General features: G+C 39.5%; 8 protein-coding genes and 1 tRNA gene. 8 read left to right on the top strand and 1 reads right to left on the bottom strand.

Translation table 11 applies throughout. The features are described from left to right. Positions 1-73: 73 nt before the first annotated feature. The gene (locus HMPREF1505_RS00495; RefSeq protein WP_036920935.1) at positions 74-1165 is read right to left on the bottom strand and encodes a mannose-1-phosphate guanylyltransferase; all 1092 of its coding nucleotides are present in this window, start codon (positions 1163-1165) and stop codon (positions 74-76) included. Positions 1166-1352: 187 nt separating this feature from the next. On the opposite strand from HMPREF1505_RS00495, the gene HMPREF1505_RS00490 reads away from it, so the two are divergent. From HMPREF1505_RS00490 to HMPREF1505_RS00455, 8 genes are all read left to right on the top strand, one after another. Then, a tRNA-Leu gene (locus HMPREF1505_RS00490) sits at positions 1353-1434 on the top strand. 836 nt (positions 1435-2270) lie between these two features. After that, positions 2271-2810, top strand: a complete 540-nt coding sequence (locus tag HMPREF1505_RS00485; protein ID WP_036920931.1) for a sigma-70 family RNA polymerase sigma factor — start codon at positions 2271-2273, stop codon at positions 2808-2810. 613 nt (positions 2811-3423) lie between these two features. After that, positions 3424-4389, top strand: a complete 966-nt coding sequence (locus HMPREF1505_RS00480; RefSeq protein WP_036920928.1) for a FecR family protein — start codon at positions 3424-3426, stop codon at positions 4387-4389. Positions 4390-4428: 39 nt separating this feature from the next. Beyond that, positions 4429-7863, top strand: a complete 3435-nt coding sequence (locus tag HMPREF1505_RS00475) for a TonB-dependent receptor (protein ID WP_036920925.1) — start codon at positions 4429-4431, stop codon at positions 7861-7863. 11 nt (positions 7864-7874) lie between these two features. Then, a complete protein-coding gene (locus tag HMPREF1505_RS00470; RefSeq protein WP_036920922.1) occupies positions 7875-9635 on the top strand; it encodes a RagB/SusD family nutrient uptake outer membrane protein in 1761 nt (586 codons plus the stop codon). Positions 9636-9669: 34 nt separating this feature from the next. Continuing rightward, on the top strand, positions 9670-12480 hold the full coding sequence (locus HMPREF1505_RS00465) for a SusC/RagA family TonB-linked outer membrane protein (protein WP_036920919.1): 2811 nt from the start codon (positions 9670-9672) through the stop codon (positions 12478-12480). Positions 12481-12509: 29 nt separating this feature from the next. After that, positions 12510-14198 (top strand): RagB/SusD family nutrient uptake outer membrane protein, encoded by a 1689-nt coding sequence (locus HMPREF1505_RS00460; RefSeq protein ID WP_036920916.1) that lies wholly within the window; start codon positions 12510-12512, stop codon positions 14196-14198. Between the two features lie 194 nt (positions 14199-14392). Next, on the top strand, positions 14393-16411 hold the full coding sequence (locus HMPREF1505_RS00455) for a SusF/SusE family outer membrane protein (protein ID WP_051412280.1): 2019 nt from the start codon (positions 14393-14395) through the stop codon (positions 16409-16411). The last annotated feature ends 142 nt before the right edge of the window (positions 16412-16553 follow it).

Raw genomic sequence — 16553 nt, 5'->3', positions numbered from 1 at the left:
TTTAACAAAGTAGTTCCCCATTTTATCCAATTTGTAGCTCCCCTCCTTTGGAGGGGTTGGGGGAGGTTTTTATTTATACAAACTCATCCCCCTTCTTTATCTGTACTTCATTCACATATTTCCTTACCAATGCAGAAGAATCTTCTTTCTTACAGATAAGTAATACATTGTCCTTTTCTGCAATGATATAGCCATCAAGTCCGTTGATAACACCTAATTTACCTTTAGAAAGCTTTATAATATTATTAGCTGCATCTTCAAGGATAACATCCGAGTCAATGATAACATTATCGCCATCTCGCTTGCTTAGAGACTCATAAACACCATGCCACGTTCCAAGGTCTGCCCAACCAAAGTCGCACCTCATCACATAGACATTCTCCGACTTCTCTAAGATACCATAATCTAATGAAATGTTAGGATAGCGTGGGAAATTATCATGTATGAAAGCCTCTTCATCCTCTATCGTTGTTATCTTACTGCTCATTTCACCTTCACGCAAAACAGAAGGAAGGAAGCCATAGAGACATTGACGAAGGTAGTTTGTGTTAGAGAGGAAGAGACCTGTATTCCAACACCATTCCTTACTATCCATGAACATTTGTGCAAATTCTCGATCTGGCTTTTCGGTAAAGGCTTGCACCTTATATATATCGCCATTACCAGTGTAGACGCCCTTCTGAATATATCCGTATCCAGGTTCTGGTCGGGTAGGGCTAACCCCCATCGTCAGTATAGCATCATTCTTCTCAACAAACGATAATCCCTCTTTGATATTACGAAAGAAAGCATCATCATTAACAATATTATGATCAGAAGGTGATATAATGATGTTCGCTTTGGGATCAAACATCATAATACGATGCACTGCCCATGCAACACTTGGCGCAGTGTTTCTGTGGATTGGTTCAGCCATGATATGGTCGGCTGCCACTTCAGGCAACTGCTCTCTGACAAGGTCAAGATAATCACAGCTGGTATTAATATAAATGTTCTCTTTTGGAAGAATATTTGCAAAGCGGTCAAATGTTTGTTGAAGCTGAGTACGACCCACGCCAAAGAAATCTATAAATTGCTTTGGATGCTTATCTCTACTGCAAGGCCATAGTCTTCGTCCCTTGCCACCGGCAAGAATTACGCAATAGTTGTTCTGTTTCGTAGTCATTATCTATTTAAGCTAACCGAATTTGTTTCTCCAAAGATACCTTTTATAACTCATACCTCCAAATCTTTTATTGTAAAATACTACAAATATGCATTATTCAAAGTATTGTCATTAAATAATTCCTCAAAAATTTGCCAAATCCAGATTTTCTCTCTACCTTTGCACCCGTTGTTCAAACAACAGCCATGCCCAGATGGCGGAATAGGTAGACGCGCTGGTCTCAAACACCAGTGGGGCAACCCATCCCGGTTCGAGCCCGGGTCTGGGTACTATAAATCCCTTGTGAATCGATGATTTGCAAGGGATTTTTCTTTGTAGGGGTACTTAAAGTGTACTTTGTGATTAATGGATAAAATCAGAACTCACTCAAACCTTTATTCAGAACTCACTTTCATCTTTAATCATACTATTAAGTTTAAAATTTATTTCCTGTCATTTTAACATTGTTTGTAAAGGCTTTGATAATGAATAACTTGTATCTCTTTTGGTAGTGACAGTAGTGACAGGAAATTAAATTATTGTCTATACAAAGTGATAAGTTGCTGTTAATAGGAATATAAAAGTTGCAGAAATTTAAAAAAATACCAAGAACTTGTCTTTTTTCTCCGCAGCTGCTGAATCCTTTAATGCGAATATAAAACTACTTAAAGATAACTTAAGGGGCGTTGTTTTTTGCTTGAAAATAATTCGAGATAAGAGAAAGGGGATGATAGAAAGGCGAAAGTATCTGATGATAGGTTGAAGGGGAGATGACTTAAAGGGAGGTGCTTTCTATTAAAGATTGAGTCAAGGCTCATTGGATGATTTTATTTTTTGATTTGTAAATGTGCTGAAGATAACTTGGTGGATTGTGTAACGCATTTATTTTCAGATAATTAGTTTTAGATATAAAACTTTATTCTTTGTTGCTAATTAACTTTTCGTCTACGATATAATTAAAAAAATAAGATGAAATGTGATAGATTGTAAAAGAATATGTATATATTTGCATCGCTAAGCAATATTAAGTACTAATCAACCTATCTCCAAAAATAGTAATTTAAATGGCTAATTAGTATGAGTGAGAAGTGTTGGAATAGTGCGAAGACAAATAAGTTCTATTGCAATGGAAGACATTTATGATAAGTGGGTAATGCAGTTGAGAGAAGGTTCTTACGAGGCTTTCTCAGAATTGTATATGTATTACTCGAACAAGTTATATAGCTTCATATTGGCGCAGACAAAGAATGTTTCACTTTCAGAAGATATCGTTCAAGAAACTTTTATGAAATTGTGGAATATGCGTGAACAATTAGATTGCTATGGTAATGTAAATGCCTTGATATTTACCATTGCTCGTAATTTAATTATTGATAGTTTTAGGAAGCAGGTGGCACAGCTTGATTTTGAGGACTATCGTCAAGCATGTGATAAAGTATCTTCATTTGCAACACCAGAAGAACAGCTTGATTACCATGAGTCGGTTGATCGAATTCGGCAGGTAAAGAAACTGTTATCAAAGCGTGCTTGTCAGATTTACGAGATGAGTCGTGAAAAGAATATGCCCATTCAAGAGATTGCAGAGTCCCTGAACTTATCTTCACAGACTGTAAAAAACTATCTTACATCTACTTTAAAAATATTCAGAAGAGAGTTGTCAAGATAGCATTCAAAACTACAAGATAAAATGCAGAAAATGAATATATATTATTTCTATCCGGCTTTACCAAACGGCATATTCTCTTATTAATCGATATATGTAAAATATTTTCATCTGATTCGTAACCTATATATGCTCTTTTGGTTTCTAAAAAACGCCCAATTGAGTTGCAATAGGTGCCCTTTTGAGGTCTTACTAACGCCCTTTTGAAGTCCAATTAAGCGCCTCTTGTTTTACTGCTCTGTAACTAATTGATTATCTGTTGATTGCAAACTTGCTTTTTATATGTGTTTTTGCCGTGCTTTATAGATGTTTTACCCGAAAGCATGTAATGTTTTTTCAAGTACTTATATGTCGATTTTCGAGGTTTTAAAATGAAATGGTTTTCAATGTTAGAGGATGATAATAGGATAGATAGATGACTGTTTTAGCAATGTTTTTTTTAAGAGTAACTTCGTTTCTTCCATTAAAGCAATACGAAAAGCATTCACACATTTAACGGAAGAACCTTTTTTGTTTTCTCATAATAAAGGAGGCTAAATAGACTGTTTGTTAATAAAAGTTATTTTCAGGTATTATCTTCGTATCTATACGTATACATTTTATAAGCTAAAAACGTATGGAAAAGAAATTCGAAGAATTATATAAGCAATATTTATCGGGACAAATATCTCAAATGGATTTTGAGCTATTGAAAAATAAGGTTCCGCTCACATCAGATGAGGAGTTGTGGGATTTAATGTGTGATGATTTATCTACATCGTCAGAGTCTGTAAAGATGAGTAGTGAGTCACAGCAAAGAATCTTGCAAAATATCTATGCTAATGTGAAAGAAGAGAAACGTCAGACACGTGTTCGCAGATTCTTGCGCTATGCGGCGATGTTCGTTTTGATGTTGTCATTGGTAGGTGGCAGTTATTGGTGGATAAACTCATTGGCTCCTTCGGCTCCGGTTTATACTTATGTAAGTGTTAAGGCGGGTAGTAAGCGTACGATAACCTTGCCTGATGGTACGCGAGTAACCCTCAACGGAAATAGCCAATTATGTTATAATGTAGTACCTCAAAAACATCGTGAAGTGGTGTTGACAAAAGGTGAAGCTTTTTTTGATGTAACGAAAGATGCCTCTTGCCCATTTCGTGTAAAGGTAAACGATATGCAAATTGAAGTCTTGGGTACCGAGTTCAATGTACGCTATCACGCAGATGCCATTGAGACAGCCTTGTTCTCTGGTGCCGTTCGACTTACATCAGAGGCGCTGAAAGAAGATTATCGTCTTTATCCAGGAAAGAAATCAATCTATAAGCTTGCTTCGCATCAGTTTAAAATCTGTGACAATGATACGACAACCGATGCACGTTGGAAAGAAGGCTATCTGGCATTTAATAGTAAGCCGTTGGCTGAGGTATTACATGAAATTGAGGATTGGTATGGCGTACGCATTCAGCTTCGTAATAAGAAGTTAGCTAACGACCTCCTCACGGGTACCTTCTATAATGAATCATTGGAAAGTGTACTTAGTTCGTTGAAGATGCAGTATAAATTTAATTATCATACAGATAATGGAACAATAATCATAGAATAAATCTTTATATCTAAACCCTTATAACTAAAAACATAGTATATGGCAAACAATCTAAAAACAAGAAGGAGATTCCTTCTGCGTTGCTTGTTGGTTATGGTATTATCACTTATACCGACAATGTTGTTGGCGCAGCGTGGTAATGTGAGCCTAAATCTCCAAAACGAAGAAATCAGTCGGTTTATTCGGCAAGTTGAACAACAAACGAATTACACATTTGTGTATCGTAACAATGTACTTAACTCTAAGACGAAAGTAACATTGGTATGTAAGAATTGGCCTTTAGAGAAAGCCCTTACACATGTGTTTTCTCCTCATGGAATTCAATATTCTTTCAACAATAATACTATTGTATTAAGCCTTGCCCCTGTAGCAAAGGAAAGAGTTGAGAGTTCTGAACAAAAAAAGGCAGTAGCTATTAATGAGCGGGAACAATATACACCAGAGAAGCATAAAATCTCGGGTGTTGTTCTTGAGGCCAATGGTGATCCAATCATCGGTGCGAGTGTCTTTGTAAAAGGAACAACGATAGGAACAGCTACGAATACCGATGGAGAGTTTACGATAGAAGCTCCAGCAAATAGCGTACTTTCTATTTCATACATTGGTTTTGCTACTCGTGAGGTAGCTGCGAAGAGTGGTGCCAATCTGAAGATTACCTTAAAGGAAGATGAAGCACAAGCCCTTAATGAAGTTGTTGTCGTAGGTTATGGTACACAGAAGAAGGCAACCGTAACAGGTGCTATTGCATCAGTGTCAACAAAAGACTTGGTACAAACCCCACAGGCAAATATTAGTAATATGTTAGTCGGTAAGATGCCAGGACTTATTGCTATGCAGAGAAGTGGTGCGCCGGGTGAAGACAACTCAACCCTTTTGATTCGTGGTGTGAGTACGTTCTCAGACAACACAGCCCCTTTAGTAATGATTGATGGTGTAGAGCGTCCAAATTACAATGGACTCGACCCTAATGAAATTGAGTCGGTAAGTATTCTTAAGGATGCTTCTGCTACTGCTATCTATGGTGTACGTGGTGCGAATGGTGTTATCTTAATAACAACTCGAAAAGGTCAGAAAGGTAAGCCACACTTGAGTTATTCTGGTAATTTCGCAGTTCAATCACCTACAGCTTTACCACATTATTTAAATAGTGCAGAGTATTGTGAGATGTATAATGAAGCTTTGAAAAATGATGCTTACACAAAGGGTACATCTTATGTTCCACGCTTTACCGAAGCAGATATTCAGCTCTATCGTGATGGAACAGACCCTATTATGCATCCAAGTACTGACTGGGTGGGTAAGTTCTTGCGTAAGGCTTCTCTCCGTACACAGCACAACTTCAATATTTCAGGTGGTACAGATCGTATGAAGTACTTTATCTCTGCTGGTTTCTTCAATCAAGGAGGTATGTACAAATATACGAAGATAGATCGTAATCACGATGTAAATGCTTCTGACACACGTTATAACTTCCGTTCAAATCTCGATTTTAATATTACACAGGACTTTAAGGCAACTGTACAACTGTCAACACAAATCAATAATATCCGTACTCCAGGTATTGGTAATAGTGAACTTTGGAAAGAGATTTCTTGGGCAACACCATTGGGTACTCCAGGTATGGTAGATGGAAAGTTGGTACGTCTTGAGAATACTATTGATGATGAGAATCCATGGCAGGCATTGTTGAACAATGGTTATAACAATACCTATGCTAACACCATTAACTCAACTTTGCGTTTTGACTATGATTTGTCACGTTTATTGTTGAAAGGTCTTTCAGTTCATGCAAGTACTTCTTATGACAGCTATTACTACAGTAAACGTCTCTCGGTGAAAACCATGCAGACTTTCGTTCCTAAGGTAGACCCAAGTGATCCAACGAATATCATCCTTGTACCACAAAACGAAGAAAGTACTTGGGGTGGAGGATTCAATTACGGAAAGAACAGAAAGGTTTATTTCGAGGCTGGAATCCACTTTGATCGTACATTTGGAAAGCATCATGCCACTGCTCTCTTGCTCTATAATCAGAGTAAATATTACTCACCAAGCCTTGCCTATCATGTGCCTAATGCCTATCAAGGTATTGTAGGTCGTGTGACCTATGGTTATGCCAGTCGCTACTTGGCAGAGTTTAACATGGGTTATAATGGTACAGAGAACTTTGCTGCAGGTCGTCGATTTGGTTTCTTCCCTGCTGTATCTGCAGGTTGGGTAGTCAGTGAAGAACCTTTCTTTCCAAAGAATGATTGGCTTGTTTATATGAAATTGAGAGCAACCTATGGTGAAGTAGGTAATGATAAGATTGGTGGTGACCGCTTCTTATATCTGCCTTCTGTTTATGGCTCAACAAGTGGAAACCTTTCTGGTTATAACTTTGGTTCATCAGCTAACCCTGTTTATTCGCAGATGATAGAGGAAAAACGTTTGGGTAACCCATTGTTGACATGGGAGAAAGCTCGTAAGTTGAATCTTGGTGTTGATATGAACTTCCTCAAGAATCATTTGACAGTTTCGTTTGATTACTTTAAGGAGCGGCGTAATAACATCCTCTCAAATCGAAACAGTGCGCCAATGTTGATTGGTGCTTCTTTGCCAGCTTACAACATGGGTGAGATGGAGAACTCTGGTTTTGAATTTGATGTAAACTATCGTAATAAGATACGCGACTTCAACTACTGGGGGCGTTTCAACTATTCTTTTGCGCGCAATAAGATTCTCTTCCAAGATGAAGTTCCAGAAAAGTATGCTTATCAGATGCGTACAGGTCGTCGTGTAGGTCAGTTCTTTGGTCTTCTCTCTAATGGCTTTTATAATTCTTGGGAAGAAATCAATGCGCTCGACCGCCCTGTAAGCAGTTGGAATGGTAATCGTTTGCAGCCTGGTGATATCCGCTATGTTGACGTAAATAAGGATGGAAAGATTGATATGTATGATATGGTGCCAATCGGTTATTCACCTACTCCAGAGATAATCTATGGATTCTCTGCTGGATTTAACTGGCGTGGCTTTGACTGTTCAGCACTCTTCCAGGGTGCCTCACACGTTTCTATTAAGTACTTTGGTCGTGCATTGTGGCCATTCATCAATGCCCATAATAGTGCTAAGACTTTGATTTTGGAACGTTGGACACAAGACCGTTATGACCGTGGTGAAAACATTAGTTTCCCTCGTTTGTCAATGAGTCCATCACGTGATACTGATAACAACTATCAGGATTCAGACTTTTGGATTCGCAATGCTAACTATTTGCGTCTGAAAAACTTAGAGTTAGGTTATACCTTTAATAAGAAGCAGCTCAAGGCATTGGGATTGGAAAGTCTGAGAGTGTTCATTAGTGGAACAAACTTGTTTACTTGGACAGATGTTATTGACTTGGATCCAGAGGCTCCATCAAGAGGAGGAGCAACTGAGATTAACACCTACCCATTGCAGAAAATCTATAACATGGGTATAAATATTCAATTCTAAAAACCTTTCGTATGAAGAAGAAATTTTTATATATAGCATGTAGTTGTGCTTCTATTTTGCTCGCATCCTGTTCTGACTACTTAGAGACTCCACCCTCTGTCGACTATGGAGAGAATGAAGTTTTCTCAACTCGAGCAGATGCAGAGAGTTTATTAACAACGCTCTATGCAGAAGGAATGCCCTATGGCTTTTGTATGAGTAGTTCTAATACAGATCGTCGTTTGTTGTCTTCTTCCACCTTAGCTTCAGCTTGTGATGAGGGAGAAGATGTTGCAACTTGGGCGATGGGCAATGCTGCATGGAATGCAGGCAACCATACAAATAGTAACTTTACATGGGATGAAGATTGTCGCTTTTATTTAAGAAACCATACAACACGTGTTGCAAATCTTATCTTAAAGCGTATTAATGAAGTGCCTTTTGATGAAGGTGACCCTGAATTTAATAAGCGTGCTACTGGCGAAGCTTATTTTATGAGAGCCATGCTGTTATGGGAAGGTGTCTATCGATATGGTGGTATGCCAATCGTAAGAGAGGTGATTGATCCAACAGACTTCTCAGAACGTCCTCGTAACTCGTTCTCTGATTGTGTTGATTCTATTCTTGTTGACTGTGATAGAGCAACACGATTTCTCCCTGATTACTATACTGATGAGTCAAAGTTAGGTCGTGCTACACGCATAGCAGCCTTAGCTTTGAAGGCAAGGGTTCTACTTTATGCAGCAAGTCCATTGTTCAATACGAACAGACCTTATATGGCATTCCCTGGTCACGAAGATCTCATTGGTTATGGAAACTATGATAGAGAGCGTTGGAAGAAGGCAGCTGATGCAGCTAAGGCAGCTATTGATGCAGCAGTTTCTTCAGGACATTATAAGATTCATAATACTGGTAACCCAGAGAAAGACTATGAAGATGTATGGACTATTCCTAATAATGAGGAAATCATTTTAGGTAATATGAAGTACAGAAACTTCAAGACAACAAATCGTCCTTTGGTTGCAAACTTGCCTACTTGGGCTATGAACAAGGCATGGGGAGATGCAGGTTTATATGTAACATTCAATTTTGTTCAGCGTTATGAGAAGCGCGCAGATGGTCAGCCTGCTGATTGGAATATGAATGGTGGTGATAACCTCATTGATATTTATAACAGTCTTGACCCACGTTTCAAGCAGACTATTGCTTATCATAGCAGTAGCTGGAATGATGAAATCCCATTTATCAACTTCCTCGACGGAGGTTCTGAGAAGTCTGCTATGGACCGTACAGCTCATTTGCTTCATAAGTGGGTTCCACGTAGTTTACATGTAAATGGCAGTAATTCTACCAATGTACAGTGGCCTGTTTTCCGTTTGGCAGAACTTTATTTGAATTATGCTGAGGCACTTAACGAATATGAAAGTACACCTTCACAAGCAGCTTACGATGCTGTTAACCTTGTTCGTGCACGTGCAGGTATGCCAGACTTCCCTGCAGGTATGTCGCAGGAGGCTTTCCGAACAAAGCTTCGTAATGAACGTGCAGTAGAGTTGGCATTTGAAGATCATCGTTTCTGGGATATCAGAAGATGGCTTATCGCTGGTGACGAAGGAGTTATGAAGGGTAAATTCTATGGCTTGAAGATTAATTCAACAGACGGTAATAAGACACATATCCATTATCAACCATATGTGTTTGAACACCGTTTTTGGAATGATAACTGCTACTTGTATGCTATTGACCAGAAAGAAGTCAATAAGGGCTATCTCATTCAGAACCCTGGATGGTAATAACGTGTAAACCTTAATGTAAAATAATTGAACAATGAAATATAAGATTCATATCATAGGAGGTGCTCTTATGCTATCCAGTCTTTCTGGATATGCACAAGAAATCACTGATACAACAGTCGTAAATGTAGCTTATGGTGTACAGTCTTCAAAAACACAGTCGGCTGCTATTTCTACCGTAAAGGGTGAGCGCCTCATGGAGATTACATCACCAACGGTGGGTAACTCGTTAAAGGGAATGCTTCCTGGACTATCGATTCTACAGAAATCGGGTGAGCCTGGTTACGACTTCTATATGGAGAATATGTTCACACGTGGTGTAAGTTCGTTCAACAGCAAGCAGCAGATGCTTGTCTTTGTTGATGGTTTTGAAGCTCCATTAGATAACATCTCTGCCGAAGAAATAGAGTCGGTATCTTTATTGAAGGATGCTGCAGCCTTGGCTATCTACGGTTCAAGAGGTGCAAATGGTGTTTTGTTGATTACTACAAAGAAGGGTTATCATTCTTCTCCTAAGATAGGTTTTCGTATGCAGACGGGTATCCAAATGCCAACAATCATGGATACACCGATGGATGCTTACAATTATGCACGCCTGTATAATCAAGCACTTGAGAATGATGGAAAAGCGGCTTTATATACGAATGAAGCACTTGCTGCTTATCAGTCAGGAAGTAATCAATACCTTTATCCAAATGTAAATTGGAAGAATCAGTTGTATAAGAATACCACACCACTGACGATGAGCGAATTGTCTTTCCGTGGTGGTGGCGGTGGTCTGAACTACTATGTAATGGCTGGATTAATGCATAATGATGGTATTTATCGTGGAACAGATTCAAAGCAACGAGAGAATGCCAATGTAAACTATGCACGTTATAACTTCAGAGCAAATTTAGATGTTGATATCACAAAGTATTTCCGCACGTTCCTTTATTCAGGTGTGAGCTTTGCAGAGAAGACAACACCGGGTGCTGGTGGTGCAGATGATTATTTGAAGTCTGTTTGGACGACTCCTCCTAATGCTTTCCCTGTTTACAATCCGAATGGAAGTTTTGGTGGAACATCATTGTATACCAATCCTGTTGCAAATCTTTTGAACAGAGGCTTGTATAAGGAGAACTCTCGTTCGTTGCAGGTTATCTTTGGTTTGCAGTATGACTTCAGTGCGCTCGTTCGCGGTTTGCGTGCCAAGGTAATGTTTGGTTATCACAACTTTATGGCTGAATCATCTCCAAAGACACGTGACTACGCACGTTATTCTCTGGCTCAAACAGGTGTTGATGCACAAAATAACCCTGTTTACAATTATACTCAGTATGGCTCAGATGCAGCTTTGACAGCTACAGAAGGCTTCAGAACCAGTCAGTCACGTATAGGTTTACAAGGTCAGATTGATTATCAGCGTCAGTTTGGAGATCATGGTATTCATGCTATGTTGTTGATGCACAATGACCGTTATCAGGTGTATGATGTACGTGATGACGAATGTTATGTGAACTTTGCAGGCCGTCTGTCCTATGATTATCAGAAACGTTATATTGCTGAAGTTGTAGCTTCTTATATGGGTACAGATAACTATGCACGTGGTCGTCGTTTTGGAGTATTCCCAGCAATGTCAGCAGCATGGGTCGTTAGTAGCGAATCGTTTATGAAGTCTTTGTCATGGGTTGATTTCTTGAAGTTGCGTACTTCTTATGGTCTTACTGGTAACAATCAGACTTCTGCTCGCTATATGTATGATGAGTCATACGGTGGTAGTGGTAGTTATCTATTCGGCACAGGTAGCTCGCAGTCTTCTGGTTTCACAGAAAAGACTTTGGCAAACCCATTTGTAACATGGGAAAAGAAGCGTATGTTCAATGTTGGTATTGATGCTACACTTTGGAAAAATCTTTCTGTCAACTTTGATGTCTTCCATGAGGTGCAGTCTGATATCCTTGCTTATCCTTATGCGCAGGTATTGGGTATTGTTGGAGCTTCTTATGGTGGTATACTACCTTTGATGAATGTGGGTAAAGTGACAAACCATGGTTTCGAGCTCAAAGCACGTTATCAGGGTAAGGTTCGTGATAACTTTTCTTACTTTGCTGAGGCTGGAACATGGTATGCTATGAGTCGTGTTGATGAGCAGGGAGAAGATGTTAAGCCAGAAAGCTACCTTTATAAGAAGGGTAATTCTGTGTGGAAACCTATTGTTTTAGAGGCTGATGGCTACTATACAGCAAATGATTTCGATAGCAATGGAAAACTTAATGCTAATCTTCCGCAACCTCGTTTTGGACGTGTTGCACCTGGAGATATCAAGTATAAAGACTATAACAATGACCAGGTAGTTGATGAGAATGATGCTCATCCTATTGGTAATAGTACTGTCCCTGCATGGAATTACATGTTTAGTGGAGGCTTTAAGTACAAAGGTTTTGATTTCAGTGTAATGTTCCAAGGTATTGCGCAACGTGATATCTATCTCCGTGGAGCGAATATCTACTCTTTCCAAAACAACGGTACAGCATCTAATTTAGCACTTGACAGTTGGACTCCAACACATACAGATGCTTCCTACCCACGTTTGTCAACGATGAATTTCAGCAATAACTATCGCACTTCAACCTTCTGGCGTCGTAATGGAAGCTTCTTGCGTCTACGTAATGTTCAGGTAGGATATGAACTTGCAAATTCCGTTACACGTGCATTGCGATTAAGTAGTGTTTATTTCTACGTGAATGCTACCAACCTGTTCACACTGGATCATCTTGGAAAATTGGGTGATGCTGAGCAAGATAACCTCTTAAGTTATCCACTTATGCGTACTGTTAGTGTAGGTTTAAAGCTTGCATTCTAATTTATGTCTTATATTAGAAACTTTATTCTATGAAAACAAAGTTTTTTTCAAATATTATCATCCCAGTGTCTATCAGCACAGCACTGGTTCTAAGTTCATGTAATAGTCTTTTGGACCGTGAGGAAGATTCGTTTATAGATAAGACTGCAACGTTTGATTCTTACAATAGAACAAAGCAATATCTTACCTATGCTTACTCACTGCTTCCAGAGGGATTGAACCGTTTGTCAGATGGAGCTATGTTAGATGCTGCAACAGATGATGCCGAGTTTGCTATAGAAACAGCAAATGTTCAACAGTTTAATAATGGCTCTTGGAGTGCTTTGAGCAATCCTGATGACCATTGGAATCGTTACTATGCTGGAATCTCTAAGTGTTGTACTCTACTGGAAAACACCAATCATGTCAATCTTGATATTACACGATTGGACCCTAATAAGCAGGTTGAGTATGCTAATAACTTGAAGGATATCCGTATGTGGCGAGCAGAGGCTCGTTTCCTTCGTGCCTACTTCCAATTTGAATTGTTGAAGCGTTATGGTCCAACTCCAATTGTTACCTCTACGCTCAGTCTCAATGAGAATTATGAGAATACTCCACGTCCAAACATGAAGGAGGTTGTAGACTTCATCGTTAAAGAGTGCGACACGGCTGCAGACACACTTGAACTTACACCATGGCGTAATAATAATGATGCTTTTGGTCGTGCAACGAAGGGCGCAGCGTTGGCTTTGAAGAGTCGTGTGTTACTTTATGCTGCCAGTCCTCTTTACGTTAATTTTGGTGATTTAAACGAATCTAATAAGCCGTCTGATGCTTCTCTTTGGAAGGCTGCAGCTGATGCGGCTAAGGCTGTTATCGACCTCAATCAATATGAGTTGGCTACCTCTTATGGCGATTTGTTTAAGAATGACTTCCAAAATAAGGAATATATCTTCGTACGTAGATATGGTGCAAACTCAAGTTTTGAAAAGAGTAACTTCCCTATTAGCTTTGGTGGAAAGGGAGGAACTAATCCTTCACAAAACTTAGTTGATGAGTATGAGATGCTTGACGGAACAGCCTTTGATTGGAACGATCCTGCTAAAGCAGCACAGCCTTACATAAATAGGGACGCACGATTGGCTGCAACAATCTTGATGAATGTAGCTTCTTTCAAGGGAAAGAATGTAACTACTTTCCCTGGAGGTGCAGATGCAAGTCCTAATCCAAATGCAACCAAGACTGGATATTACTTGCGTAAGTACCTCAATGAGGATGTTAATATTCAGACTGGAGGAAGTAGCGGTGGTCATGTTGTCCCATTGTTCCGCTTGGCTGAAATCTATTTGAACTATGCTGAGGCACTCAATGAATATGACCCTTCTAATCCTAATATTGCTATTTATTTGAATAAGGTTCGTAATCGTGCTTCACTTCCAGATGTCGTAAGTGGACTTTCACAAGATGAGATGCGTAAGGTTATACAGCATGAGCGTCGTGTGGAGTTGGCTTTCGAGGAGCATCGTTCTTGGGATGTACGCCGTTGGAAAATTGCTTCTTCTACACTTGGTTCTCCACTTATGGGAGTACAGATTGTCAAGAAGGCTACAGGTGGATTTACCTATGCGCCTACAGAAGTAGAACAGAGAGTTTTCCAACCTAAAATGTATTGGTATCCAATTCCAGAGTCTGAGCTACTCAAGCTGAAGAAATGGAGTCAAAATAGAGATTGGTAATATAATTACTGCTGTCCGATAAAGCCTTAACACGATTGGTGTTGGGCATGAACACCACACGTGCTGAGCACCAGCTCCACGATATAAGATGGTAAGATAGGGTCATTACTTACATTAAAAATAGAGTAAGACACTAACAACTAACTTACAAGGACATGGTTTGTTGGACAGCACTATAACAAAATTAGAGCATCATGATAAAGTTAAAGAATATCTTTACTATGTTGTGCGTCTTAGGCGTTGCAGCTTGTACAGAAAATAATATAGCCTACGATGAGGTTGTGAATGTGCCAGAGGGAATCTATCTTTCAGGTTCTTCATCAGAGTTCTCTATCCCAATTGAAACAGGACGACTGATTGCTGGCTCTCATGCTAATATGTTAAGTCTTAAGGCTTGGTTGAAGAAAGATGGTCGCTTTCAGATTTCCTTTGTGGGTACTGATGGAAAACCTATTGCTTATGGAAAGGGAAGTGAGATTCCGCTTTCTAACGCTCAGGCGGCAGCTTATAGTTTGACAGAAGGTGGTGAAGGCTTCTCTGTTCCTTCAGAAGGACTGTATCAGATTGTTGTTAATCAGCAACGAAAGGAATTGACCATAATTCCTATTCAGTTTACAATGAAGGGTGATAATGCGCTTACAGCAGATGGAAGTACGGCTATTCCACTTAATAATGTTACTTATGACAAGCTTACACACGTTGTGACATGGAGCAATGCTGACTCAACTCAGCAGCTCTTGCCAAGTAAGTATGTCTTCAATATGAATGATGGTACAACTTTGTATCTGCGTGATAGCGAAACAGAGGTTGACACTTTGTCAGCTGTTTTCACTGGTACTGCTTTGGCTGAACGTGCCAATCAGCTCAATGATAGTTATCAGCCATTGACAAATAAGTCAAATGTTAAGTTGAAGTTCCCTTTGAAAGGGCAGTACAGTGTTCAGGTGCAATATAGTGTTTTGACTGGTAAGTTTACTGCACGTATGGGTGGTAAGGGTGTTGAAGTTACTGGACTTTCCAACGAACTCTATATGGGTGGTTCTAACTTCGGTGCTTGGAACACGAATGGAGTTGTAAAGATGGCGCCTGTAGGTGCTGTTGGCAATGGTGAGTTCTGGCGTTTATGCTATCTGCAGGCAGGACAAACAGTAGAGTGGGCTATGTCAAAAGATGGTTCACAGGCTTTCTCTTCATTGGCAACAATGCAGGGAGTTACTGTGGATGGTAGTGGTAAGGCAACTGTAAATACCTCTGGACTTTATTTGGTTTATGTTAATTTAGACCGTAAGTTGATTTCTTTTGAAACACCGAAGGTGTATGCTTCGGGTACTGCATTAGGAGATAAGGAACAGGCTTTAGAACTCAATGGTAGCAACTTATCTGTTGAGACAACTGAGACAGGACAGCTTAACTTCTTTGCTAATTCTGAACAGAATGCACGTGATTGGTCAACTATGATGTTCACAATTCGTAATGGAAAGGTGGAATATCCTGGTGTAGCAACGAGTGAAGCAAGTGTATTGCCTGTAGCGAAGGGTACAAAGGTAAGCCTTGATATTGCTAATAATACAGCTGACTTTGGTGGTACAACTCCTGAGAATCTTATTCCAGAAGGTGTTAAACACCTCTATATGACTGGTGATGACTTTGGTAATTGGGATTGGAGTTCTCCAGAGGTAGCATCATTTGAGAATGGTTATGCGGGTGACTCTCGTTGGTTCTATATCACTTATCTTCGTGGAGGGACTGCACTTGAGTTCTCAACAGAAAAGGCATTCGGTAAAGGAAACTTTGCACAATTGAAGACACTGACAGACTATACTGTTGCTAACAATCGTGCAGTCGTTCCAAGTGATGGTATTTATATTGTCTTTGTAGCCTTGGATTCTCGTGATATCGCTATTCAGCCACTTAAGTTATCGGGCGATTGTGGCGGTGCTCCAGTAGAATTTGCAGCGAATGCTGATGGTAGAACTATGAGTGCAACGATTACGAATGGAGGTAGAATGCGTATTTATCCAGATATTCCTGCGTTCAAGAAGGCGAAGAAGTTTAGCTCATGGAAACGTGAGGTATATGTTAATCCAGAAACAAAGGATTTTCTCTATCGTAAGAATGGTGAGGGAGAACCTAATAAGGATTATGTTTGGAAAGCAGGAACAAAGGTTACTATTGACTTCGTAACAAAGAAAGCTACCATCGTAGAGCCTTAAGGTTCTTAATGTAACGAACTTATACTCTCTATCAAATGATTAAGCGAACTCTATCCTATAACATTAAATTCCCCCTGTTATTGGGATAGAGTCGCTTAAAATAAAAGTAAAAAGAAACTTTTCAAATAAAATAAAACAAGCT

This window comes from Prevotella sp. ICM33, assembly GCF_000517825.1.
Lineage (GTDB): Bacteria > Bacteroidota > Bacteroidia > Bacteroidales > Bacteroidaceae > Prevotella > Prevotella melaninogenica.
Note: the sequence above shows the minus strand (reverse complement) of the source record. Positions and strands in the feature narration are given on the sequence as shown.